Source organism: Acidovorax sp. Root267 (assembly GCF_001429215.1).
Lineage (GTDB): Bacteria > Pseudomonadota > Gammaproteobacteria > Burkholderiales > Burkholderiaceae_C > Acidovorax > Acidovorax radicis.
The window spans coordinates 748,729-772,132 of the sequence record NZ_LMJC01000001.1 but is presented as its reverse complement, the minus strand read 5'-3'; the positions used below and the strand labels follow the sequence as shown (position 1 = coordinate 772,132).

Genomic DNA, 23,404 nt, shown 5'->3' with positions numbered 1-23,404 from the left:
TGTCGATGCCATCGACAGGTATGGAGGATATGCTTAAAAAAACACAAAAAATCGACACGTTATGGTGATCTGTCGATGCCGTCACCATAGGGTCCGCCTCTCAGCGCTGACACAAGACGTCATGTGATGCGGCACAGCATGCATCGAGGAGTTGCAAGGTAATTGCAATTGGAGTTGCAATCGGAATTGCAATTAAATTGCTAAGTTGTTGATTCGATTTGATATTTTTCAAATTCTAAGAGCCAATCGGATTTGCGTTTAAGCACTTCTACGCCCAAAAGGGCAGGTACCGGGCATATCGGGTCGATGCGGTCTCCGACTCGTCCGCCTTGATGAGGCCTGCATCTTTGGTGGCCCCAATGACCTGCGAAGCCGTTACCGCTTTGGATTCTGGGAGTTTGAAGCGATCCCGCAAGCTTTGATTGGACATCCGCTCGTTGCTGACGTACTTCAGACAGCAATGCTGGTAGCAGGCCCGTATGCGGTCAGGCTTGCTCATGTCGGCAAAGTCGCGGTGCGCAAACAGGATCGCCATCGTGCGTGTTTCGCTGGTGCGAAAGTCTGGCGCAGGCAATTGGAACACTTCGGCCAGATGGACAACCTTGTCGATGCCGCTGCCTTTTTCCTCGCACACCCGCATGCGACGCAACAGCTCTGCCAGGCGCTCGTTGCAAGAGCGGAATTCATCGATGAAACGCTCCACCTTGATCGGGGGTAGCCCCGGGTTGGACACCTCCAGACGATCCGCGTACATCTCAATCATGACGGACTGCCCGGTGGCTTCGAAAGACTGGTGCACCAGCGCGTTGGCTATCAACTCGCGAATGGCCTGGCGCGGAAACATCTTGACCTCTTCGCGCAGCGCCTGCTCCACAAAGTGGTTGCGGGGCGCAGAGGAGTGCACAAAGTCCACCAGCTTCTCAAAGCCCACCGCGTACCCTTGGTGCTCGGGTTCGTCGTAGCGCGTGGCCAGCTTGTTGACCCCTTCGTAAATCACCACCCGTGGCGCCTTGCGCGCCAACTCTGGCGAGAAAGCATCCAACCGCTTGGCCAAAAGAATGGCGGCCAGATTGGTGATGTGCCAGCCATCAGCTTTCCGCTCAATCAGCCGCTCCTGCGAAAGGCGCTCCAGCACCCCGTCGCGGCTGGTGGGGTAGGGCAGCTTCATCAAGTCAAAGAAAGACTGGGTATCCAGCAAGGCCACCACATCATCGGCACTGGCCCCTGTGTGGGCGGGGTGCCCAAACCAGTCTGGCCCACCTTCCGCAAAGATGCGTTTGAGCTGATCCGGCGACATCGGCACCAGCTCTTCGCCAGCACGCATCAAATACGCGCCCTCATGGTGCAAGGGTGTGGCTGCCGGACGAGGGGGAATGCTGAACACCAGCACGCGGCCATCAGGGTGCTGCAGTTCCTGCACATCTACACGCAGGCGCAGGGCCTCCAGAATGCGGGCCGTGATGTCGCCCCGGTTCTGAAAAGCCTGGGTGCCCACCACCTGCCTAGGCCGCTTGTCTGAAACACCCAGCACCAGATGGCCACCGCCCTCATTGGCCAGCGCCACGCAGTAGCGCATCAGCTTGGTGGTGTCGTATTGCTGCTTGGCCTCTTTGAACTCTAGGTGTTCATCCTCGGGCGCTTCCACCAACCAGCGGTTCAAAGTGTCTAAGGTCATCATCACGCGGCCTCCATGGGCATTTCAGCCATTGTGTCGGACAAGCGCAACTGGCCGGAGATCAGGCGGGGGAGCAGGGTGTCGCGGAGGGTGGAGAGGGTTTGGGCTTGCGCTTCGCTATGGTCGATGCTGTTTCTTAATGCATTGGCCGACGCATCGAACACTGCGAGAACGTTCGCAGGAGCATCTGGAACGAGCAAGCGATAGACGTTCTCTCTGTTCAACCCAGGGACCGCTGCATCGGTATCCATGTCATGCAAACCCAAAGTCTTCAAAAGCTGGTGGCAATACGTCAGCGGACGCTTGGCCTTCACGTAAAAGACCGTATCGATTGGGTAGAACGGGCGGCTCTCCCAGTAGAGGCTTCCAACTGTGCCCTTACGACCAACGATGATCGACGGGCTATCAATCAGCGGTTTCTCGTGCCACCCCGTAATTCCGCCAGACCCATACACAGGCACTGGACCGGGAATTCGGTTTTCTGCCTTGAGTGCCTTGCCGTAAGCAAGCTCCAAAAACGAGTCCAGTCGAATGGGTAGCCACCCCTTCGGCACCCACCCCAACTCCGATTCCTCCAGCGCATCGGGAAACAGCGCGGCGGTGGCTTCGTCCATGCCTTCGGGGGCGCGGCCTTCCATCTTGGCGCGCACGGGGTCGAAATCGACAAACCACGACTTAAACAGCGCCTGGGCAATAGCTTCGAGTGTGACGTTGGTTTCGCGCAGGAGGGTGATGCGGTCGTCGAGTACGCCGACAAATCTAGCAATTCGTTGCTGCTCCTGAATTCCCGGGAATGAGATTGGAAGCGCCTGAACGATGGCCGTGTTTAGATTCGGCATAACAGCGCCGACTGCATGTGTCCTTAGCCAGCCATATGCAGTCTCACTGGACAAATACATCGCAAGATATCGGGGGTCAACCCGTGGGCTTTGCACGCGGAGTAGCAGAGCGCCGGTACCGCAGAGCGCTCCTTCAAATCTTTCATCCACAATTGCAGACAGACCTGTGGCCTGGGCGCCGCGTCGCGCGAACAAGATGTCACCAAGTCGAAGCCGATGCCGGGACAGTTCAGATGCTTTTGCCGCATCAACCCGGGGAACTGGGATGTCAAGAATCCGGCCTCTTCCAATCGCTTCAGTCGGAATCACGGCCGTCCCTGAGACCACGTAATCATGACTGTGCAGTTGCGAGCCGAATGGGCCAGTTTGAACTGATGCCTCTCCGTCGCGCACCAAATCACCGATTGTGAGAGAGGCCCACTCAGAACTCATACCCCAGCCCCCCCAGCTTCTGCCGAATCACCGCATCCAGCTCCGCGCCCTTGGCCATCTGCTCGCCCAGCTTTTCCGTCAGCTTCACCATCTTGTCGGCAAAGGCTTCGTCGTCGTCCTCCACCGCCTCGGCGCCCACGTAGCGGCCGGGGGTGAGTACGTGGCCGTGCTGGGCGATCTCGGCCAGGGGCACGCTGCGGCAGAAGCCGGGGATGTCCTGATAGGGGGCGGGGCGGTGGGGATGGGCTTCAACGGGCTCAGCCTGAACGGAATTCGCGGTGGGCGTAACGGCGGTGGGCGCGGGCTCGCCGCGCCAGGCGGCTACGGTGGCGGCGATGCGGTCGATGACTTCGTCGGTCAGCTCGCCTTGCACGCGGCTGATCATGGTGGCGAGCTTGCGGGCGTCGATGAACAGCACTTCGCCCTTGCGCTTTTTGCTCTTGGCCAAAAACCACAGGCACGCCGGGATTTGCGTGTTGAAAAACAGCTGGCCGGGCAGGGCGATCATCACTTCCACCACGTCGGCATCGACCATGGCGGCGCGGATCTGGCCTTCGTTGTTCTGGCTGCTGCTCAGGCTGCCGTTGGCCAGCACGATGCCCGCGCGGCCGGTGGCTTTGAGGTGGTGCAGCATGTGCTGCAGCCAGGCGGTGTTGGCGTTGCCGTGGGGTGGGTCGCCGTACACCCAGCGGGCGTCGCCCTCCAGGCTGGGGTGCCACCAGTCGCTGATGTTGAAGGGCGGGTTGGCCAGGATGAAGTCGGCGCGCAGGTCGGGATGCTGGTTGCGCACAAAGGTGTCGGCGGGTTCGGTCCCCAAGTTGAAGTCGATGCCGCGAATGGCCAGGTTCATGGCGGCCAGGCGCCAGGTGGTGGGGTTGCTTTCTTGCCCGTAGATGGAGACATCGCCCTTTTTGCCGCCGTGGGCTTCGATGAACTTCTCGCTCTGCACAAACATGCCGCCGCTGCCACAACACGGGTCGTACACCTTGCCGGTGTGCGGGTTGAGCACGGCCACCAGGGTTTTGACGATGCTGGCGGGGGTGTAGAACTGCCCGCCGCGCTTGCCTTCGGCGCTGGCGAACATGCCCAGAAAGTATTCGTACACCTGGCCCAGGGTGTCGCGGGCCACGTCGGGGGTGTCGCCAAAGCCGATGGTGGAGACAAGATCGACAAGCTCGCCCAGCTTGCCGTCGGGCAATTGCGCGCGGGCATAGCGTTTGTCCAGGATGCCTTTGAGCGTGGGGTTCTCGGCCTCGATCAGCGTGAGCGCGTCATCGATGCGTTTGCCAATGTCGGGCTGCTTGGCGCTGCTGCGCAGTTGCTCCCACCGGGCGGCTTCGGGCACCCAGAAGACGTTGGCTTCTTTGTAGTAGTCGCGGTCTTCCAGCTCGGCGGCAATGTCGGCGGGGTCGGCATCGCCGTAGAAGTATTCGTCGTCGGGGTCTGCCAGGCGCAACACCAGCGTGGCGTGGTGGGCGGCAAAGGTGTCAGAGATGTATTTGACGAAGATGAGGCCGAGCACCAGGTGCTTGTATTCGGCGGCGTCCATGTTGGCGCGCAGCTTGTCGGCGGTGGCCCACAGGGTTTTCTTTATGTCTTGGAGCATGTGGCTGCGGTGTGTGATGCGCTTATGGCAGTCGGCGGGCAGGCCCGCCGCACACACTGCGAAGACCCTGCCACGGGGTTGCTTCTTTGAATACTACTATTTTGATAGCTACTAGCGCTTATCCAATAAGCGCTAGGGGCAATTTTGACCATAAATCTGGTCCCCTCGACAGGAATCGAACCTGTATCTAGCGCTTAGGAGGCACTCGTTCTATCCATTGAACTACGAGGAGGCAAGACAGCCGCGCATTGTAGTGGCGTGCGGGGGCCTTCCCGGAGGCAGGGCCTCAGTCGTACTTCACCGTGTAGATGATGTCCACCGCACTCTTCTCGCCGGTCTGCCCGCGTAGCGTGAGGCGGCGGGAGAGGTCGTAGAAGATGTACAGCGTGCCCAGCGTGCCCGACAGGCTGCGCTCGTACGTCACGTACAAATCCTTGGATAGGCGCTTGCCGAAGGTGAGGGCGGTGGCGCTGGCGTCTTCACCCGCGGTGGCGCTGCGAAAGCCGATCTCGTCCAGGCCGATGCGGCTGGCGATGTTGGCGCTGGTGTTGCCGCCGCCCTTGCGGCCCAGCAGGGCCAGGGCGGCTTGCTGCATCACGGCGGCTTCGGCGCCGCCGGCGGAGGCGTTGCGGCCCAGGACCACCCACGAGAGTTTTTCGGCATCGGGCAGCTCGGGGTCGGAATACAGCTTGACGCGCGGCGCCTGGGCGCTGCCGGTGACCTGCACCCCCGCGCGCACGCTGATGTTGGGGCGCAGGGCCAGGATGTCGAGCGAGGGGTTGTTGTAGGGGCCGTTGAAGCGGATCAGGCCCGTCTCCACGTCCAGCATCTGGCCCCAGGCGCGGTAGCGGCCTTCGTCGGTGCGGACCTCGCCGGTCACGCGGGGCGGGGCGCCGGGCACGGCGCTGCTGCGGATGTCCACCTCGCCTGTCAGCCGCGTGGTGATGCCATGGCCATGCAGCGCAAAGTCGCGCCCCAGGTTGAGGGTGATGGCAATGTCGGGCGGCTTGGCGGTTTCGGCCTGCGCTGCCACCTGGCTGGCCTTGGCGGCGGCCTGGGCCTTGGCTTGGTCTTCGCGGTCCTTGGCGGCAGAGCGCACGACCACGTCCGAGCCCAGGCTGGGCGCGGTTTCGTCGGGCAGGATGATGGTGGCGCGGTCGGTGGTGAGCTTGCCGCGCAGGCTGATCTGGCCTTGCTGCAGCTGCGCCTGCAGTTGGCCCGACACGCTGATCTGCCGGTCGGCGCGCACCAGCACTTGCAGGGCCTTGGCCTCGGCTTGCAGTGACATGGTGATGCCTGACAGTCCCTTGGTAGCGGTAGCGCTGTCGCCCCAGTTCACGCGGCCGGTGGCGGTGAGCGTGCCGCCGTCCTGCGGGGCAGCCGTGCGGTTGCCGCTGAAGCCTGCAATGCGCGCGCCGCTGCCGCGCCCGCCCTGCAGGCGGAACTCGGTGATGCTGAGCTGATTGCCTTGCAGCGTGGCACGCAGGCGGCCGCCCTGCAGGTCTACGCCATTGACCACGGAGCGCACGGCCATGTCGTCGGCGCCCAGCGTGCCGGCCCAGCGCGGCGCATTGCGGGTGCCTGACAACGTGGCGCTGGCGTCCAGTGTGCCGCGCACACGCCAGCCGGGCGGGGCCAGGGCCGACCACACGCCCACGTCGGGCAGGCGCGCGCGCAGGGTGCCGGCCAGTGGCGCATCCGGAGCCCAGGTGAAGGGTGAGGACATGGCGGGCGAAGAATTGACGGGCGAGGAGGGGCTGGCGCCCGCAGCGGCTGGGGCGCCGGGCGCTCCGGGTGTGAGGCGGGTGCTGACGTTGGCCTGCACCTCGCCGGCCCGGTCGCTCGCCCAGGCCAGTTGGGCGCGCAGGGCCTCGCCTTCGATCTCGACGGTGATTTCGGCCTGGCGCACACCGGCGGCGGTGCCTGCCCCTGCACCGGATGCCGCACCTAGGGCCGATGGGTTGGCCGAGGCCTCGGTGGCGATCACCGCCGTGGCGCCCGCGCCCGTGCCCTGGCCGCTGCTTTGCACGGCGGTGATGGCGGTGGCGTCGCCCGCCAGGATGCGCAGGTCGCCGCTGGCCCGGCGCAGGCTGGCGCTGGCGCGCAGGGGGCCTTGGGTGTTGTCCACGTTCCATTGCCCGTCCAGCACGATGCTGGTGGCCAGCCCCATGCGGGCAAACAGCGGCTGGGCAGGGCGGCCAGCGGCGGCCGGGGTATCCCCCAGCCCCAGTGCATCGACCCAGGCCATGGGCAGGCCCTGCAGCGTGCCCTGGGTCTGCAGTTGCACCGGGTTCGCGCCAGTGGCCACGCGCAGGGGTTGCCACCCCAGCGTAGCGGTGCCGGGCAGGGGGCCGGTCAGGCGGGCCTGGCCTGCCGAGGCCTGCACGGTGTAGCCCGCTGCCGACGACGCGCCGGGGCCGGGGGCGGCGCGCGCGGTGAGGGACAAGGGATCGGCCAGTTGCAGCGTCCAGGGGCCGGGGCGTGCAGCGTCTTGCGCCACCAGCCGCAGTTCGCTGATCTGCACCTGCGCCCCTTGCGTGGATGTGGTCAGCCCGCCCGTGGCGCGGGTTTGCAGGGCCAGCCGCTGCATCTGCTGGGGCTGGGAGGCGTTCAGGCGGGCTTCGCCGTCCAGTGCCAGCGTGGCCTGCGCCAGGGTGCCGGAGAGTTCGGCCTTCACGGCGCGCAGTTGCACGGCGGTGGCGCCGCCGCCTGCGCCTTTGCCGGGGGGCAGTGACAGGTCCAGTTGCGGGGTGGAGAGGGCGGCTTGCAGCTCGAAGGTGGCCTTGTCCGAGGGCGGTGTGCTGCCCGCGCGGCTGGCGTTGGCATGGGCGTTTGTAGCGGTGGCGGCTTGCAGTTGCCGGGCCAGTGTTTGCCAGCCGCCCTTCCACCGGGCGGTCAGCTGCACGGCGCCCTTGGCGGTGGCGCCCTGCAAGGCTTCTTGCAGGCGGGTGCCCACCAGCGGCAGGGTTGCCAGCCAGCGCTGGGTCTGGTCCACGTCGGTCCATTGCACCTGCAGGTCGCCTGCACCCGCTTGGGGTGCCATGCTGCCCTGTGCGCGCGCTGTGGCGCCAGGCGCGGTCAGCGTGATCTGGCCCTGGCCCGACAAATCGCCGGGTGCAACGCGCAGCTGGGTGGCTTCGACGTGGGCTTGCAAAGCGTCCAGCAGCAGGCGATCCAGCTGCAAGGTGCCGCCGGTCTGGGTGGGCGAAGCAGGCTGCCAGCTGCCTTGTGCGGTCAGCGTGTTGATGCGCAGCAGTACGGGGCGGTTGGGAGTGGTTTTGACAGGCGCGGAAGCGGCGGGGCCGGTGGCCCGGATGTCTGCTGTAAAACGCACTACATCGCCCTGCATCTGCGCACCCACGCGGCCCGCCAGCGGGGCGGCCGCCCACGCGGTGTGCAGGGCGTCCGGGCGCAGGTTGCGCAGTTCGGCCTGGCCCTCCAGCGCGCCGGTGGCGGGGTTGTAGCTGCCTTGCAGGGTGACTGCGCCGGTGCCTGCATTCACAGTCGCGCCGGGCACCGCCCAGCGTGTGCCGTCGTAGTTCGCGTCGGCTTGCAGGGCGGTGATGGGCAGGCGGGCCTGGTCCCACGGGCCTGCCAGTTCGTTGCGCAGCTGTGCCTGCAGGGCCCAACCGTTGCCCACTGGGGCGGCCCCCCCGGTGGGCCCCGCGTGCACGGTGCCATGCAGCCGGGTGGCCGGGGCCTGGGGCCACAGGGCCGCCAGGTTGACGGCACGCAACGTGGCCTGGGCCGACTGCAGGGGCTGCGCGGACCACGGGGCCAGCGTGGCCTGCATGTCGGCCTGCATAGGTTCTGCGGCGGGGGGTGTCGGTGGTGGTGCTGCAGATTTGGTCGAGGGGGATTTGGCAGGGGGCGAGGGCGTTGGCGGGGCCTCCGCCTGGGCCGTGGTGGGGCTGATGCGCGCCTGCAGTTGCAGTTGCGCCGCCGCGGTGGTCAGCGTGCCCTGCAGCGTGGCGTGTGCGCCCACCCGCATGGCGGTGGTGCCACCGGGCACGGCGGCGCGCACCGTGCCGTCCACGGTGGCGTTCAGCGCCATGGGGGCCTGGGCCTGCAGCGTCAGCCGCGCGGTGTATTGGCCTTGGGCCAGCTCCAGGCTGCCGATGTTCAGGCGGTGCTCCTGCCCGTCAAAGCGGTAGTCGCCGGCCAGGCCCCGGGCTTCCACGGCCGGGGCGCCTGCCCATTGCAACTGGTCCACGCGGAACGGCACACCGATGTGCAAGGGCAGCACCAGCTGGGTCAGGGGCGTGGGCGGCTCTGCGCCGGCCGGGCTGGCCAGCGGCGTGATCTGCACGCGCGCGGCATGCACTTCGCCCAGCTCCAGGCGGCGTTGCAGCAAGGGGGCCAGCTGCCAGCCCAGGCGGATGTCGGTCACCTCGACGGACAGACCGGGGCTGCGCCAGCGCAGCCAGCCAATGCGCCCGCCGCTGCGCAGCGACCCAGTGACCTCGCGGCTCTCCAGTTGCTGGTTGGCGGGCAGGTACTGCGCCGCGCGCGCCAGCGCCAGGGCCAGCGATGTGTTGCTGCCAGCCCACCACCACACGGCAGCGGCTGCGGCAATCAGCAGCGCAATCACTGCCACCAACAGCCAGCCCAGTGCACGCAGCACACGGCGGCCACGGTGCGGCGAAGGGCCCGGGCCACCCTGGTGGCTGGGCGACGCCCCTGCGCTGAAGTCAGAGGAGCGGGCGCGGGGTGTCGGGGAGTGGGGGGGCATGGGTTGAGCGTCCATCAGAAGCTGAACCCGAGCCGCAGGTGCAGCCGCACCTCCTTGGTTTTCACGCCGTAGGCCAGGTCGGCCTGCAGGGGGCCCACAGGGCTGCGCCAGCGCACGCCAGCCCCCACGCCAACGCGCGGGTCCATGTCGCCCAGGCGGTCGGCCACGGCACCAGCATCCACGAACAGCGTGCTCTCCCAGTCGGTCATGGCGCCCCGGTAGACGATGGGGCGCTGCCATTCGACGCTGCCCACGGCCAGGTAGCGGCCGCCGTAGAGCTGACCCTTGTCGGTGCGGGCGCCGATGCTGCGGTAGCCGTAGCCACGCACGGTGGTGTCACCCCCGGTCAGGAAAAGCTGGGTGACCGGGATCTGCGCGCCATCGCGTGCCAGCACGGCCCCGCCCTCTGCGCGCAAGGCCACGCGGGCGCTGCGGCCCACACCGACGGCGTCCTGCACGCGGCCCGCAGGGATGAACGACTGCCAGCGCACCAGGGTGCGCACAAACGGGTCGCGCTCAGGCCGCAGCGTGGTGCCCAGCCCCAGTTCCACGGCGATGCCGTGGCCGCGCGTGGGGGCGGTGGGGCTGTTGAAGTAGCGGCCTGTCCAGCCGTAGTTCACGCTGAGGGCCGTGCTGGTGTCGGAGGGCGACTGCACATTGGCGGCAAGGCCCTGGCTCTTGGCGTAGTCGTACTGCAGGAAGTAGTTGCGGTCGATGTTCTTGGTGCTTTTGCTGCGGCCTGCGCGCAGTCGGCCGCTGTTGACGTCGTAGTCGCCCGTGGATTCGCGCTGCAGTTGCCCCCCCGCAAACCAGCGCCAGCCCCGGTTGTCGGGCAGGTCGGTCCATTCGGTGCTGGCCAGGTTGGTTTCACGGTCCAGCGACAGCTTGCTCACGGCGCGCCAGCCGATCACGGGCAACTGGTTATGGATGTGCTCCAGCGACAGGCGCGCGCCGCTGTCGGTCGAGAACCCTGGCCCGAACACCAGCTTTTGCACCTTGGCCTCGCGCACCTGGGCCACCACGGGCGCGGTCTGCGGGTCGGTGCCCTCGGTGTCGAGCGTGAGGAACACCGCGTCGTAGTAGCCGCTGCTGGCCAGCCGCAGTTGGGCGTCGAGCAGTTCGGCCTCGTCGTAGACCGCGCCCGTGGGCAGGCGCGCCAGGCGCCGGGCGCCGTCGGGGTCGTAGCGCTCGCTGCCCTCCACCCTGAGTGGCCCGAAGCGATAGGGCGGGCCGGGCTCGTAGGTCACGCTGAGTTTGGCCTCGTGCTTGTCGGCGTCGATCTCGGCCCGGCTGGTAGCGATGCGGGCGGTGGGGTGGCGGCGCGCTTGCAGCTGGCGCAGGCCGTCGTTCTTGGCCGAGTCCCAGGCAGACTGGGTGAACGGCTGGCCGGGCTGCAGGGACCAGTTGCGCTGCACGCGCTGCTGCTGGCGGATGCTGGCGCTCTGGGAGTCGGTTTCTTCTGGCGATTGCGCCGTGTTGATACCGTCCGTGTTGCCAGTGAAGTCGACGTCCGCGCTGGCAATGCGGGTCTGCGGGCCGGGCTGCACCGTGACCACCACCGTGCGCGGGCCGGCCTTGCTGTCGGGCGTTTCGGTCAGCTCCACCGTGATGGTGGGCGCGAAGTAGCCCATCGTGCCCAGCAGTTCGCGGGCATTGGCGTCGGCCGCGCCCAGCAGGCGCTGCAGCTCGTTGGCGTGCAGGTCGGGCAGGTGGCGAAAGCGCTGCAGCTCCAGGTGGCGCTCCAGTGTCTCGCGCACGCCGGCGGGGGCATTCACCTGCACGGCGAAGGAGGGCGCGCCGGATTCGGCAATGGCCGGGGTGGCGGCGGCCGATGCGGCGCTATCTCCGTCCTCACCGCGCGGCAGCAGGCTGCAGCCCTGCAGGCACAGCGCGCTGAAAAGCAGCAACGCCGGCCATGGGGCCGGCGTTGAGGAAGAGGAGGTAGAGCGCAGGACGCGAAAAGGCACGGCAGGAAAACGGTGGTTTTAGAAAGTGGGGGCGGGCTGCAAAACCAGCCCACCACCACTATGCACCGAAAATCAGCCCCGCCGTGTCAGACAGTTCCGCGCGATGGGCTACCAAGCGCTGGTGCCCATCCCGCCTACTTCGACAGCAGCCGCATGGTTTCTTCCAGCCCCTTGAGCGACAGCGGGTACATGCGGTTGCCCACCAGCTGCTGGATGATGCTGATGCTCTGGCGGTACTGCCACACGCCTTGGGGCTCGGGGTTGATCCACGCAAACTTGGGGAAGGCATGCGTGAGGCGCTGGATCCACTCGGCGCCCGGCTCTTCGTTGTTGTATTCCACGCTGCCGCCGGGCTGCAGGATCTCATACGGGCTCATGGTCGCGTCGCCCACAAAGATCAGCTTGTAGTCCTTGTTGTACTTGCGGATGATGTCCCAGGTGGGGAACTTCTCGGCAAAGCGGCGGCGGTTGTTCTTCCACATGAAGTCGTACACGCAGTTGTGGAAGTAATAGAACTCCAGGTGCTTGAATTCCGTCTTCACGGCGCTGAACAGTTCCTCCACGCGCTGGATGTGTTCGTCCATGGTGCCGCCCACGTCCATCAGCAGCAGCACCTTCACGTTGTTGTGCCGCTCGGGCACCATCTTGATGTCGAGGTAGCCCGCATTGGCCGCCGTGCTGCGGATGGTGTCGGGCAGGTCCAGCTCCAGCTCGTGCCCTTCGCGCGCAAACTTGCGCAGGCGGCGCAGCGCCACCTTGATGTTGCGCGTGCCCAGCTCCTGCTGGTCGTCGTAGTCCTTGTAGGCGCGCTGTTCCCACACCTTCACGGCGCTCTTGTTCTTGCCGGCGCCGCCGATGCGCACACCCTGCGGGTTGTAGCCACCGTGGCCGAACGGGCTGGTGCCGCCCGTGCCGATCCACTTGCTGCCGCCCTCGTGGCGTTCCTTTTGTTCTTCGAGGCGCTTCTTGAGCGTCTCCATCAGTTCGTCCCAGCCCATCTTCTCGATGGCGGCTTTCTGCTCGGGCGTGAGCTCGTTCTCCAGGATCTTGCGCAGCCAGTCGGCGGGAATCTCCTTGGTGAAGTCGGCCACCATTTCCACGCCCTTGAAGTAGGCGCCGAAGGCCCGGTCGAACTTGTCGTAGTGCTTCTCGTCCTTGACCAGCGTAAGGCGCGAGAGGTTGTAGAAGTCGTCCAGGCTCCACGCGTCATCCGACTTGGGGCCCACCACACCCGCCTGCAGGGCTTCGAGCAGGGTGAGGTATTCCTTCACGGACACGGGCAACTTGGCCGTGCGCAGGGTGTAGAAGAAGTCGATGAGCATGTTTTTGGCCTCCAGCGCTTATTCAGTAAGCGCGTGACGCTCTAAAAGATATAGCAGTTGTGCCTTGGCCTCCGGCCATTCGCCCGAGCGCATGCTGTACATCACTGTGTCGCGGATGGTGCCGTCGCGGCGCAGCGCGTGGCCGCGGATCACTCCGTCCTTCCGGGCGCCCAGGCGCTCAATGGCCTTCTGCGATGCAAAATTGTAGTTGTCGGTGCGCCAGCCCACCACGTGGCAGCCCAGCGTATCGAAGGCGTGGCCCATCATCATCAGCTTGCAGGTGGTGTTCACATGGGTGCGCTGCACGCTTGTGCAGTACCAGGTGTAGCCAATCTCCACGCGTTTCACGGCGGGCAGAATGTCGTGGTAGCTTGTGGAGCCCAGTACCTTGCCAGTGGCGTCCTCGACCACGGCGAAGGCGAAGCGGTTACCGTCTTCGCGCATCTTGAGGGCTGTCTCGATGTACGCACGGGTGTCCTGGGGTTCGGGCACCGAGGTGATGCGCAGTTTCCACAGTTCGCCGTCGGCCGCAGCGGCCGCCAAGCCGTGTTCATGGGACAGCGCCAGGGGCTCCAGGCGGATGCCCCGGTCGCGCAGGGTGACTGGTTCTACAAAGGCCATGGGTCTTTTCTCTTCGTCAATCCTTGGAGGGTTTACTCTGCCGGCTGGCCTGCCAGCGCCGCGCAGCGTGCAGGCCCAGGCCACCGCCGATGCCCACCATGGCGATACCGATCAGGCTGCTGGTGCCGTAGCCAGGCGCGAAGACGTCGAACCCGAGCAACGTGCCCAGCCAGAAGCCCAGCAGCGCACCACCCACAAAGCCCACGGCATCCGCAAAGCCGTTGACCAGCAGCTGGCGGGTATCGTTGTTGCCGTCGCTCACTCAGCGGTTCCTCTGGTTCATGAACACCAGCTTTTCAAACAGGCTCACGTCTTGCTCGTTCTTGAGCAGTGCGCCCACCAGCGGCGGCACGGCCACCTTGTTGTCGGCGCTTTGCAGTGCGGTCAGCGGAATGTCCTCGGCCACCAGCAGCTTGAGCCAGTCGAGCAGTTCGCTGGTCGATGGCTTCTTCTTCAGCCCGGGCAGGTTGCGCACGTCATAAAACGTCTTCATCGCCACGCCCAGCAACTCACTCTTGAGCGTGGGGAAGTGCACGTTGACGATCTGGCGCATCGTGTCGGCTTCGGGGAACTTGATGAAGTGAAAGAAGCAGCGGCGCAGGAACGCGTCGGGCAGCTCTTTTTCGTTGTTCGACGTGATGAACACCAGCGGGCGGTGCTTGGCCTTGATGAGTTCGCGCGTTTCGTAGCAGTAGAACTCCATGCGGTCGATTTCTCGCAGCAGGTCGTTCGGGAATTCGATGTCGGCCTTGTCGATCTCGTCGATCAGCAGGGCGACCGGGCGGTCGGCCGTGAAGGCCTGCCACAACACACCCTGGATGATGTAGTTGCGGATGTCCTTCACACGCCCGGCGCTGTCGCCGTCATTGAGCTGGCTGTCCCGCAAGCGACTCACGGCGTCATATTCATACAGGCCCTGCTGCGCCTTGGTGGTGGACTTGATGTGCCACTGCAGCAGCGGCATGTCGAGCGCCTGCGCCACTTCCTCGGCCAGCATGGTCTTGCCGGTGCCGGGTTCTCCCTTGATGAGCAGCGGGCGTTGCAGGGTGATGGCCGCGTTCACGGCAAGCATCAGGTCTTGGGTGGCGACGTAGTTCTGGGAACCTTGGAATTTCATGAGGGAAATCACCGGATCGTTGATGAATGGGGCTTGACAGGCGCTGGCTATAATCGGCGGTTGATCAGAGCCCAGAGCTGAACTTCCACGAGATTGTGCGCGCAAAATGAACAAAACGCTGACCACGCTATTTGCCCTGGCTGTCGCTTCCGTGACCGCCTTGTCCCATGCCCAGGAAGCCAAAGGCGACGTGGAAGCCGGCAAACAAAAGATTGCCATGTGCATTGGCTGCCACGGCATTGTTGGCTACCAGGCCAGCTTTCCTGAGATCCACAAGGTGCCCATGATCTCGGGCCAGAGCGCCAAGTACATCTCCGCTGCGCTCGTGGCCTACCAGAAGGGTGAGCGCAAGCACCCCACGATGCGTGGCATCGCCGACTCGCTCTCTGAAAAAGACATCGCCGATGTGTCGGCCTACTACGAACAGCATGGCAAGACCGGTGCCGAACTGCCCGTCAAGCCATCGCGTGAACCCAGTGTGCAGGTGGCAGAGTTGCTCAAGAAGGGCGCCTGCGTGTCTTGCCACGGCGACAACTTTGCCAAGCCCATTGATCCTTCGTACCCCAAGATCGCCGGCCAGCACGCCGACTATCTCTTCGTGGCCCTCAAGGCCTACAAGGTCGAGAAGAACGCCAACGTGGGCCGTGGCAACGCCATCATGGGCGGCGTGGCCAAGCAGTTCACCAATGCCGAGTTGAAGGCTCTGTCGGGCTACATCAGCAGCCTTGACGGCGATCTGCACGTGGTGCCGCAATCGCGCTTCCGTTGATCGTTCGTCTTTGCAGAGTCCGCAAGGACTCCAAGTAAAAAGCCCGCGCAAGCGGGCTTTTTACTTTGGGTGCGCGCCAGCTGTTGGGGCGGCGTCAATCCCGCGTGGCGCGCCGCTGCACGCAGGCGATGTAGGCGTCGCCATCGGGCGGGCGGCCTGCGCGCTGGCTCTCCCACAGCATTTCGCCCAGGCAGTCCATGGCCGCATGGTGGGCGTCGTGCAGCGAATCGAGCCGCGCCGTCAGCAATTCCACCGCCTGGCGGATGCCGCGGGGCTGGTCAATGCTGCACTGTTCGCTGATCGACAGGTGCATGGACAGGTGCAGGAACGGGTTGGTCTGCCCCGGTGTCTCATCGTAGTTGCGGGCCACGGCAGCGTCGGCGTCGGACAGGTCGGCGTGGTATTCGGGGTGCTCGGCAATCCACAGGCTGGCCAGCGTTTCGATGGCTTCCATGGGGGCGCCGCTCTGGGTTTTGGCATGCACACCGCACAGAAATCGGCGCACGTCGGCTTGGGAGGGGCTGAACATGGGGCGTGAGGGTAGCACGCGGGTGAAGGGCCCAGAGTGCACAGGGTGGTGGGGTGCGGATCGCGACCGCTTGCTACATCTGGCCGGGGCGGCGTCCTACGTTGGCGCCATGCGGATGCCCCTACATTGGCCTTGCGCAAAGACATGGAGCCGGGTCCGCTTTGCCACAGTCATCAAAACCCGGCCTTGGGAGAACTGTCATGAATGCAATGCGAATCGTGGGTGTGCTGTTGTTGGTGCTGGGCTTGGCCGGGTTTTTGACCGGTGGCTTCAGTTTTACCAAGGACACGACCCAAGCCAAACTGGGCCCGTTGGAGCTGACGGTGAAGGAAAAAGAGTCCGTGAACATCCCTCAGTGGATGAGCCTCGGGGCCATGGTGCTTGGCGGCGTGATTCTGGTGCTGGGGTTTCGCAAAAATTGATGCAACGCGCCTGCCTTCTGCCCGATGGCAGGCGCCTCGTCCGCCATCTGGAGCAACCATCGTGGCAAGTGGATGGTGTTGCCGCTCCGGTTCTTGCTCTATTCAAGTCGGCGCTCAGGCCCTCAAACACGCAAAACGCGAGGCGGAGCGTGAACACTGGCCGGTCGTGGCGGTGGGTGACCACTGGCTCCTGCCGGTAGCGGTCTTTCCTACACCCTCAACCTCTTGGCGCGCCCATCATCCGTGAGATGGTTTTGGCCGCGCGCAGCAGCGCAGGCAACAAGCTTTCCTGCATCACCGCCGCACTCGTGCGGTTGGCCTGCCCGCTGATGTTGAGCGCCGCCACCGTCTGCCCCGTGCGGTTGGTCAGCGGCGCGGCAATCGATATCAAACCCTCTTCCAGCTCCTGATTCACCAGGCACCAACCCTGCTGCCGCGCCAGGCGGATGTGGGCGAGAAGAGCGTCCCCATCCGTGGTGGTGTGCTCGGTAAAACGGTCCATGGGGTGGCCCCGCAGCCGGGCCTGCAAATCGTCATCCGGCAGGCCCGCCAGCAGCATGCGGCCCATCGAGGTCCAGCACGCGGGCAGGCGCGAGCCCACGCCCAGCGTGGTGCGCATGATCTTGTGCGTAGGCACGCGCAGCACGTAGACGATGTCCAACCCGTCGAGCACGGCGGCCGACGATGACTCGCGCACCTCCTCCACCAGGTCTTCCATCACCGGCTCGGCCAGGTTCCAGATCGGCAGCGACGACAGGTACGCAAAACCCAGGTCCAGGATGCGCGGGCTCAGCCGAAAGAGCTTGCCGTCCGTCTCCACATAGCCCAGCGTCTGCAGCGTGAGCAGGATGCGGCGCGCGCCCGCGCGGGTCAGGCCGGTCTGCGCGGCCACTTCGCTCAGCGTCTGCTGCGGGCGGGCGGCGCTGAACGAGCGGATCACCTCCAGCCCGCGGGCAAACGACTGCACATAGCTGTCGCTCGGTTTGGGGTCTTTGGCTTCAGGGGTTTGGGAATTCATACGTATGCCAACTATAATTCTTTATGCGAACATTTGTTCTATAGACGAACAAATTCTATCTTGAGTTAAGCACATCATGAAAGCGGTTCGATGATCAACAAGCTGGCGGAGTCGGTGGCCCAGGCCCTTCAAGGGGTGAAGGATGGTGCCACGGTGTTGATAGGCGGGTTTGGCACGGCGGGCATTCCCGGCGAGCTGATCGACGGCCTGATCGCCCAGGGCGCGCGCGACCTCACGGTGGTCAACAACAACGCCGGCAATGCCGACCAGGGCCTGGCCGCGCTGCTCAAGGCCGGCCAGGTGCGCAAGATCATCTGCAGCTTTCCGCGCCAGGTCGACAGCTACGTGTTCGACGACCTGTACCGCAGCGGCAAGCTCGAACTCGAACTCGTGCCCCAGGGCAACCTGGCCGAGCGCCTGCGCGCTGCGGGCGCGGGCATCGGCGCCTTCTTCTGCCCCACGGCCCACGGCACCGAGCTGGCCGCTGGCAAGGAGACGCGCGAGATCAACGGCAAGCACTACGTGCTGGAGTACCCCATCCACGGCGACGTGGCGCTGATCAAGGCCGAGCAGGGCGACCGCTGGGGCAACCTGACCTACCGCATGTCGGCCCGCAACTTCGGCCCGGTGATGGCCACTGCCGCCAAGACCACGATCGCCACGGTGCACGAGGTGGTGGAACTGGGCGCGCTGGACCCGGAAGCCATCGTCACGCCCGGCATCTACGTGACCCATGTCGTGAAGATCGACCGTACCGCCACACAGGCCGGCGGCTTCAAAAAATCGGCATGAAAAATCGGCCCCTACCGCACAAGGAACAGGCGTGAGCAGCTATCAAAAGCGTAGTAAAGAAGAACTGGCACAACGCGTGGCGCAAGACATCCACGACGGCGCCTACGTCAACCTGGGCATCGGCCAGCCCACTCTGGTGGCCAACCACATTCCCGCGGGCCGCGAGGTCATCCTGCAAAGCGAGAACGGCATCCTGGGCATGGGCCCGGCGCCCGCTGCGGGGCTGGAGGACTACGACCTCATCAACGCCGGCAAGCAGCCGGTGACGCTGCTGCCCGGCGGCGCGTATTTTCACCACGCCGACAGCTTCGCGATGATGCGCGGCGGGCACCTCGACATCTGCGTGCTGGGCGCCTTCCAGGTCAGCGCCACGGGCGACCTGGCCAACTGGAGCACCGGCGAGCCCGGCGCCATCCCCGCCGTGGGCGGCGCCATGGACCTGGCCATCGGTGCCAAGCAGACCTGGGTGATGATGGACCTGCTCACCAAGCAGGGTGCCAGCAAGATCGTGACGCAATGCACCTACCCGCTCACCGGTGTCGCCTGCGTGAAGCGCATCTACACCGATCTGTGCACACTGGCCTGCACGCCCACGGGGCTGCAGCTCATCGACACCGTGCCCGGCCTGCAGTTGCCTGAGCTGGAACAACTGGTGGGTCTGCCCATCCGTGCAGCCGCCTGAACCCAACCCCCCAACAAACGAGGAGACAAAACCATGAGCCCACAACGCCAAGCCTTCATCTGCGACGCCATCCGCACCCCCTTCGGCCGCTACGGCGGCGCGCTCTCCAGCGTGCGCACCGACGACCTGGGCGCCATCCCCATCAAGGCGCTGATGGAGCGCAACCCTGGCGTGGACTGGGCCGCGGTGACCGACGTGCTCTACGGCTGCGCCAACCAGGCCGGTGAAGACAACCGCAACGTGGCCCACATGAGCAGCCTGCTGGCGGGCCTGCCCATCGACGTGCCCGGCGCCACCATCAACCGCCTGTGCGGTTCGGGCCTGGACGCCGTGGGCACCGCAGCGCGCGCCATCAAGGCGGGCGAGGCCGGCCTGATGATCGCGGGCGGCGTGGAGAGCATGAGCCGTGCGCCCTTCGTCATGCCCAAAGCCGAAAGCGCCTTCAGCCGCAACAACGCGGTGTACGACACGACCATCGGCTGGCGCTTCATCAACAAGTTGATGAAGGAAAAGTACGGCGTCGACTCCATGCCCGAAACCGCCGAGAACGTGGCCACCGACTTCGGCATCGAGCGCGAGGCACAAGACCGCATGGCCCTGGCCAGCCAGCTCAATGCCGTGGCGGCGATCAAGGCCGGCCACTTGGCGCGCGAGATCGTGCCGGTGCACATCCCGCAGAAAAAAGGCGACGCCATCATCGTCAGCCAGGACGAACACCCGCGCGAGACCAGCCTGGAAGCGCTGGCCAAGCTCAAGGGCGTGGTGCGGCCTGATGGCACGGTGACCGCGGGCAATGCATCGGGCGTGAACGACGGCGCCTGCGCGCTGCTGCTGGCCGACGAAGCCAATGTCGCCAAATACGGCCTCAAGCCCCGCGCCCGCGTGGTGGGCATGGCGGTGGCCGGCGTGGCACCGCGCATCATGGGCTTCGGCCCCACGCCTGCCACGCAAAAGGTGCTGGCGCAGACGGGCCTGACCATCGACCACCTGGACGTGATCGAGCTCAACGAAGCCTTTGCCGCACAAGGCCTGGCCGTGCTGCGCGCCCTCGGCATCAAGGACGATGACGCCCGCGTCAACGCCTGGGGCGGCGCCATTGCGCTGGGCCACCCGCTGGGTGCCAGCGGCGCGCGCCTGGTGACCACGGCTGTGAACCGCCTGCACGAACACGCTGGCCAGTACGCGCTGTGCACCATGTGCATCGGCGTGGGGCAGGGCATTGCCATCATCCTGGAGCGCGTGTGACCGCAATTGATAAAAGCACTCCCGTCACGGTCGTTACCGGCGCCAGCAACGGCATCGGCCGCGCCATCGCCGAGGCCGTGCTGGCCCAGGGCCGCGCCGTGGTCAACCTGGACTACGTGCTGCCCACCTGGAGCCATCCGCTGCTCACGTCCTACCAGGGCGACCTGACCGACGAAGCATCGACCCGTGAACGCGCGGCCGAGATCGCCGCCAAACACAACGTTACGGCGCTGGTGAACAACGCCGGCGCCACGCGCCCCGGCACCATCGACACCGCCACCACCGCGCAGCTGGACGATGTGGTGGGCCTGCACCTGCGTGCGCCCATGCTGCTGGTGCAGGCGTTCTTGCCCAGCCTGCGCGCCAGCGGCCAGGGCCGCATCGTGAACATGTCCTCGCGCGCCGCTTTGGGCAAGGCCGACCGCATCGTGTATTCGGCCACCAAGGCCGGAATGATCGGCATGACGCGCACGCTGGCCATGGAGCTGGGTCGCGACGGCATCACCGTCAACGCCATCGGCCCCGGGCCCATCGCTACCGAACTGTTCCGCCAGAGCAACCCCGACGGTGCGCCGCAGACGCAGCGCATCCTGAACAGCATTGCCGTGGGCCGCATGGGCACGCCCGACGACGTGGCGCGTGCGGCGCTGTTCTTCCTCTCGCCCGACAACGGTTTCGTGACCGGGCAGGTGTTGTACGTTTGCGGAGGCACCACGCTGGGAGTGGCGCCTGTTTAGCAACCTGAACTGATCTCCCCTGCCGCCCCGCAAGGGGCGCACCCCCGTTCTCGCCCGGAGCCTCTGCACCCGGTTGAGGCCACGGCGCGGCCAGACGCGGTCCCAGTAGCACTTGTGACACTGGTGGCAGCGATCCATTCATTCATCCATCCACCTTCTTGAAGGAGACAAACCATGACCGATTCCATCCACACCACCCGCCGCTTTGCGCTGTCGGCCGCTGCCTGCGCTGGCATCGCCGCTATCGCCGGTGCTGGCCTGCTGGGCAGCAGCGCAGCAATGGCCCAGGCCTATCCCACCAAGCCTGTCACCATCGTCGTGCCCTTTGCCGCGGGCGGCACCACCGACATCCTGGCGCGCATCATCGGCCAGGCGCTGACCACGGAGCTGGGCCAATCGGTCATCGTGGACAACCGCGCCGGTGCCGGCGGCAACATCGGTGGCGCGCTGGCGGCCAAGGCCCCGGCCGATGGCTACACGCTCTTCATGGGCACGGTGGGCACGCACGCCATCAACGCCAGCCTGTACAAGAAAATGCCGTTCGACCCCATCAAGGACTTCGCACCGCTCTCGCGCGTGGCCAACGTGCCCAACCTGCTGGTGGCCAACCCGGCCCAGCCGTACAAGAGCGTGAAGGAGTTGATCGCCTACGCCAAGGCCAACCCCGGCAAGGTGAACTTCGGCTCGTCGGGCAATGGCAGCTCCATCCACCTGTCGGGCGAGCTGTTCAAGAGCCTGGCCAAGGTGGACATGGTGCACGTGCCCTACAAGGGCAGCGCACCGGCTGTGACCGACCTGCTGGGCAACCAGATCGGCATCATGTTCGACAACATGCCCTCGGCCATCCAGCACGTGCGCAGCGGCAAGCTGGTCCCCATTGCCGTGACCACGGCCAAGCGCTCGCCAGAGTTGCCCAACGTGCCCACCATCGCCGAAGCCGGAGTGCCGGGCTACGAGGCCACGTCCTGGTTCGGCATGTTCGCGCCCACCGGCACGCCCGCACCGGTGCTGGCCAAGCTGAACACCGCGCTGGTCAAGGTGCTGAACCAGGCCGAGGTGAAGAAGAAGATCAACGAACAGGGCGCCGAGACGTACAGCGAGACGCCCGAGCAGTTTGCCGCCTTTATCCAGTCCGAGTCGGTGAAATGGGGCAAGGTCGTCAAGGAGTCTGGCGCTAGCCTGGACTGATCTTGTGGCGGGGCCGGGCCCCGCCGCCACGGACCTCCCGGCCCCGGATTCAGCGGGCTTTGCCAGGGCCCTTGTGGCCGGCCGCCGCGCCGAGCAATGCCTGTTCCGCCCCCGCCGCGATCTGGTCCGCGAAGGCTTCACTCCCCACCGCCCGCGCAAGCGTGACGGCGCCCACCAGCGAAGACAGGGCGGCGCAGGCGGCACCCAGCTCCCGCGGCGCGCCGGGTGAGGCGGGGCCATCGATGATTGCCTGCGCCACATCGCGCAAGGCCACTTCAAAGCTGGCGCGGGAGGCCTCATCCGCCCGCGCGACTTCCGGTGGCATGGTTTGCAGCGTGCAGCTTTCCGACAGGTCGCAGGTGCGCTTGGCACGAAGGTAGAAGCGCACGAATTCAGGCCACCAGGCGCGCCCATGCTCCGCCTGGTAGTACTGCACGCCGCCTTTCAATTCGGCCATGCCTTGCGCCACCGATTCGCGAAACGCGTGGGCTTTGGAGTCGAAATGAACATAGAAAGCGCCCGAAGTCAGTCCCGCTTCCTTCGCCAGGCCATCCACCCCGACCCCGCCGAATCCTCCCTTGCGAAACCCGCGCCCCGCGGCTTCCAGGATGCGTTGGCGCGTCCGCACCTTTTGCTCGGACCTTGAAACCACGTGGAACTCCTCTGGCGTGTGATGCAGACGATTGTAGTTGTTCAAAGAACGATCGTTATGTATTATGAGATAACGATCGTTACTTGAAATGTCCTGCACACGGCAGGGCATGAGTTCAACGCCGTTGTCTTGACCTGGAACCACCCATGCCACTCACTCTCACCCTCACCAAAGGCGTCCTGCCCGAAGGCCAGGAAAAAGTCGCCTTCAGCCGACTGTCCGATGCCATGCTCAAGTGGCATGGGCTGGCGGGCAACGAAGCGATGAAACGCAATATCGTGGGGTCGATCCACCTTGTGCCGAAGGAGCACACGTATTCCGGGTCCCAGGAGGCCTCCGTGGTTTTCGTCGAATGGAAGGTCCCTTCATTCGCCTTCGCCAGCCGCGAGGTGCAAGTCGGCTACGTCGAGGAGGCCACGGACATCATTCATGAGCTGTCGCTCGCGCAGCATCCCAGGGAACGCATCTGGGTCAACGTGGTGCACGCCGTGGATGGGGCCTGGGGCATTGCCGGGATGGCTCTGACCAACGCGCAGCTCGGTGCAGGGGTTGCCGCGGCCTGATAGCGCCTGGGCTGCCAAGCCAATTTGCGGAGCGGGGCCGACAGTGTCGCAACCTCGCTCCGCGTTTCAGGGATACGACCATGCAACTCTCAAACTATCTGTTCTTCACCACGACCTGCGACGAGGCGCTCGATTTCTATGCGCAATGTGGTCTTGGCCACGTTGTGGAGGTGCTGCGCTACGGTGTCGACGGCATGCCCGTCAAGAACGAGGCCCTGCGCGGCAAGGTCATGCACGCCAAGTTCCAGGGCCCAGGACTCCTCTTTTATGCCTCGGACAACGATGATGCCGAACCCATGCGGGGCTCTGCGCACTTGCTGGCAATGGACAACCGGGATGCCACGAACAAGCTCTTTCAGGCCCTGGGGGTTGGCGGGACCGTCACAACCCCCTTGGGCATCCAGGCTTGGGGCGACTACTACGGAAAATTGACCGATCGGTTTGGCGTTCAGTGGATGCTGAACTGCGCAAAGGGAGATGGTTGAGAGCCCGTCGC

The 23,404-nt window shown here is 65.4% G+C and carries 21 protein-coding genes and 1 tRNA gene; 9 read left to right on the top strand and 13 right to left on the bottom strand.

Annotated features, from left to right (window positions below):
* Positions 1-268: 268 nt before the first annotated feature.
* The 10 genes from ASE39_RS03405 to ASE39_RS03360 all read right to left on the bottom strand — a co-directional run bounded on the left by ASE39_RS03405 (position 269) and on the right by ASE39_RS03360 (position 14,311).
* Positions 269-1,678 (bottom strand): ATP-binding protein, encoded by a 1,410-nt coding sequence (locus ASE39_RS03405; protein WP_010459410.1) that lies wholly within the window; start codon positions 1,676-1,678, stop codon positions 269-271.
* Entirely contained in the window at positions 1,678-2,946 is a 1,269-nt protein-coding gene (locus ASE39_RS03400; protein WP_081474563.1) for a restriction endonuclease subunit S, read from the bottom strand. The genes ASE39_RS03405 and ASE39_RS03400 overlap by 1 nt, the downstream gene beginning before the upstream one ends.
* Positions 2,936-4,552: a class I SAM-dependent DNA methyltransferase gene (locus ASE39_RS03395; RefSeq protein WP_010459407.1), complete on the bottom strand. Its 1,617-nt coding sequence runs from the start codon at positions 4,550-4,552 to the stop codon at positions 2,936-2,938. Before ASE39_RS03395 ends, ASE39_RS03400 begins: the two co-directional genes overlap by 11 nt.
* A 157-nt stretch (positions 4,553-4,709) precedes the next feature.
* Positions 4,710-4,784 (bottom strand) — tRNA-Arg (locus ASE39_RS03390).
* A 54-nt stretch (positions 4,785-4,838) separates the two neighbouring features.
* Entirely contained in the window at positions 4,839-9,284 is a 4,446-nt protein-coding gene (locus tag ASE39_RS03385) for a translocation/assembly module TamB domain-containing protein (protein ID WP_057270169.1), read from the bottom strand.
* Between the two features lie 14 nt (positions 9,285-9,298).
* Entirely contained in the window at positions 9,299-11,251 is a 1,953-nt protein-coding gene (locus ASE39_RS03380) for a BamA/TamA family outer membrane protein (RefSeq protein ID WP_199864231.1), read from the bottom strand.
* A gap of 134 nt (positions 11,252-11,385) precedes the next feature.
* On the bottom strand, positions 11,386-12,573 hold the full coding sequence (locus ASE39_RS03375) for a VWA domain-containing protein (RefSeq protein ID WP_010459402.1): 1,188 nt from the start codon (positions 12,571-12,573) through the stop codon (positions 11,386-11,388).
* A gap of 18 nt (positions 12,574-12,591) precedes the next feature.
* A complete protein-coding gene (locus ASE39_RS03370) occupies positions 12,592-13,194 on the bottom strand; it encodes a GNAT family protein (protein WP_057226292.1) in 603 nt (200 codons plus the stop codon).
* A gap of 16 nt (positions 13,195-13,210) precedes the next feature.
* Positions 13,211-13,456, bottom strand: a complete 246-nt coding sequence (locus ASE39_RS03365) for a hypothetical protein (RefSeq protein WP_057270168.1) — start codon at positions 13,454-13,456, stop codon at positions 13,211-13,213.
* Positions 13,457-14,311, bottom strand: coding sequence for a MoxR family ATPase (locus ASE39_RS03360; RefSeq protein ID WP_010459395.1), 855 nt, complete (start codon positions 14,309-14,311; stop codon positions 13,457-13,459).
* Between the two features lie 106 nt (positions 14,312-14,417).
* On the opposite strand from ASE39_RS03360, the gene ASE39_RS03355 reads away from it, so the two are divergent.
* A complete protein-coding gene (locus ASE39_RS03355) occupies positions 14,418-15,080 on the top strand; it encodes a c-type cytochrome (RefSeq protein ID WP_057270167.1) in 663 nt (220 codons plus the stop codon).
* 94 nt (positions 15,081-15,174) lie between these two features.
* Here the strand turns inward: ASE39_RS03355 and ASE39_RS03350 are convergent, their stop codons facing one another.
* Positions 15,175-15,609, bottom strand: coding sequence for a DUF1841 family protein (locus ASE39_RS03350; protein WP_010459392.1), 435 nt, complete (start codon positions 15,607-15,609; stop codon positions 15,175-15,177).
* 200 nt (positions 15,610-15,809) lie between these two features.
* Between ASE39_RS03350 and ASE39_RS03345 the strand changes: the two genes are divergently transcribed.
* Positions 15,810-16,031, top strand: coding sequence for a hypothetical protein (locus ASE39_RS03345; RefSeq protein ID WP_199864230.1), 222 nt, complete (start codon positions 15,810-15,812; stop codon positions 16,029-16,031).
* A 217-nt stretch (positions 16,032-16,248) separates the two neighbouring features.
* Here ASE39_RS03345 and ASE39_RS03340 read toward each other — a convergent pair whose 3' ends face one another.
* Complete coding sequence (locus tag ASE39_RS03340; RefSeq protein WP_057270166.1) at positions 16,249-17,049, bottom strand: IclR family transcriptional regulator C-terminal domain-containing protein; 801 nt, start codon at positions 17,047-17,049, stop codon at positions 16,249-16,251.
* A 90-nt stretch (positions 17,050-17,139) separates the two neighbouring features.
* Between ASE39_RS03340 and ASE39_RS03335 the strand changes: the two genes are divergently transcribed.
* The 5 genes from ASE39_RS03335 (at position 17,140) to ASE39_RS03315 (ending at position 21,693) form a co-directional block, all read left to right on the top strand.
* Complete coding sequence (locus ASE39_RS03335) at positions 17,140-17,841, top strand: 3-oxoacid CoA-transferase subunit A (protein WP_057270165.1); 702 nt, start codon at positions 17,140-17,142, stop codon at positions 17,839-17,841.
* A 31-nt stretch (positions 17,842-17,872) separates the two neighbouring features.
* Positions 17,873-18,523 (top strand): 3-oxoacid CoA-transferase subunit B, encoded by a 651-nt coding sequence (locus ASE39_RS03330; RefSeq protein WP_057270164.1) that lies wholly within the window; start codon positions 17,873-17,875, stop codon positions 18,521-18,523.
* Between the two features lie 33 nt (positions 18,524-18,556).
* Positions 18,557-19,768 (top strand): 3-oxoadipyl-CoA thiolase, encoded by a 1,212-nt coding sequence (gene pcaF, locus ASE39_RS03325; protein ID WP_057270163.1) that lies wholly within the window; start codon positions 18,557-18,559, stop codon positions 19,766-19,768.
* Positions 19,765-20,505 carry an SDR family oxidoreductase gene (locus ASE39_RS03320; protein ID WP_057270162.1) on the top strand — a complete coding sequence of 247 codons (741 nt, stop codon included), beginning with the start codon at positions 19,765-19,767 and terminating at the stop codon, positions 20,503-20,505. Before pcaF ends, ASE39_RS03320 begins: the two co-directional genes overlap by 4 nt.
* 174 nt (positions 20,506-20,679) lie before the next feature.
* Positions 20,680-21,693, top strand: a complete 1,014-nt coding sequence (locus ASE39_RS03315; protein WP_057270161.1) for a tripartite tricarboxylate transporter substrate binding protein — start codon at positions 20,680-20,682, stop codon at positions 21,691-21,693.
* Positions 21,694-21,742: 49 nt separating this feature from the next.
* Here ASE39_RS03315 and ASE39_RS03310 read toward each other — a convergent pair whose 3' ends face one another.
* A complete protein-coding gene (locus ASE39_RS03310; protein WP_242421351.1) occupies positions 21,743-22,390 on the bottom strand; it encodes a TetR/AcrR family transcriptional regulator in 648 nt (215 codons plus the stop codon).
* Between the two features lie 101 nt (positions 22,391-22,491).
* Between ASE39_RS03310 and ASE39_RS03305 the strand changes: the two genes are divergently transcribed.
* The gene (locus ASE39_RS03305; protein ID WP_010459374.1) at positions 22,492-22,908 is read left to right on the top strand and encodes a hypothetical protein; all 417 of its coding nucleotides are present in this window, start codon (positions 22,492-22,494) and stop codon (positions 22,906-22,908) included.
* 80 nt (positions 22,909-22,988) lie between these two features.
* The gene (locus ASE39_RS03300; protein ID WP_057226311.1) at positions 22,989-23,393 is read left to right on the top strand and encodes a VOC family protein; all 405 of its coding nucleotides are present in this window, start codon (positions 22,989-22,991) and stop codon (positions 23,391-23,393) included.
* Positions 23,394-23,404: the final 11 nt, after the last annotated feature.

Excerpts from the sequence above, each read along its gene's own strand:
- ASE39_RS03405 (WP_010459410.1), bottom strand. The coding sequence starts at position 1,678 with ATGATGACCTTAGACACTTTGAACCGCTGGTTGGTGGAAGCGCCCGAG.
- ASE39_RS03400 (WP_081474563.1), bottom strand. The coding sequence starts at position 2,946 with ATGAGTTCTGAGTGGGCCTCTCTCACAATCGGTGATTTGGTGCGCGAC.
- ASE39_RS03395 (WP_010459407.1), bottom strand. The coding sequence starts at position 4,552 with ATGCTCCAAGACATAAAGAAAACCCTGTGGGCCACCGCCGACAAGCTG.
- ASE39_RS03385 (WP_057270169.1), bottom strand. The coding sequence starts at position 9,284 with ATGCCCCCCCACTCCCCGACACCCCGCGCCCGCTCCTCTGACTTCAGC.
- ASE39_RS03375 (WP_010459402.1), bottom strand. The coding sequence starts at position 12,573 with ATGCTCATCGACTTCTTCTACACCCTGCGCACGGCCAAGTTGCCCGTG.
- ASE39_RS03370 (WP_057226292.1), bottom strand. The coding sequence starts at position 13,194 with ATGGCCTTTGTAGAACCAGTCACCCTGCGCGACCGGGGCATCCGCCTG.
- ASE39_RS03360 (WP_010459395.1), bottom strand. The coding sequence starts at position 14,311 with ATGAAATTCCAAGGTTCCCAGAACTACGTCGCCACCCAAGACCTGATG.
- ASE39_RS03355 (WP_057270167.1), top strand. The coding sequence starts at position 14,418 with ATGAACAAAACGCTGACCACGCTATTTGCCCTGGCTGTCGCTTCCGTG.
- ASE39_RS03350 (WP_010459392.1), bottom strand. The coding sequence starts at position 15,609 with ATGTTCAGCCCCTCCCAAGCCGACGTGCGCCGATTTCTGTGCGGTGTG.
- ASE39_RS03345 (WP_199864230.1), top strand. The coding sequence starts at position 15,810 with ATGAATGCAATGCGAATCGTGGGTGTGCTGTTGTTGGTGCTGGGCTTG.
- ASE39_RS03340 (WP_057270166.1), bottom strand. The coding sequence starts at position 17,049 with ATGAATTCCCAAACCCCTGAAGCCAAAGACCCCAAACCGAGCGACAGC.
- ASE39_RS03335 (WP_057270165.1), top strand. The coding sequence starts at position 17,140 with ATGATCAACAAGCTGGCGGAGTCGGTGGCCCAGGCCCTTCAAGGGGTG.
- pcaF (WP_057270163.1), top strand. The coding sequence starts at position 18,557 with ATGAGCCCACAACGCCAAGCCTTCATCTGCGACGCCATCCGCACCCCC.
- ASE39_RS03315 (WP_057270161.1), top strand. The coding sequence starts at position 20,680 with ATGACCGATTCCATCCACACCACCCGCCGCTTTGCGCTGTCGGCCGCT.
- ASE39_RS03305 (WP_010459374.1), top strand. The coding sequence starts at position 22,492 with ATGCCACTCACTCTCACCCTCACCAAAGGCGTCCTGCCCGAAGGCCAG.
- ASE39_RS03300 (WP_057226311.1), top strand. The coding sequence starts at position 22,989 with ATGCAACTCTCAAACTATCTGTTCTTCACCACGACCTGCGACGAGGCG.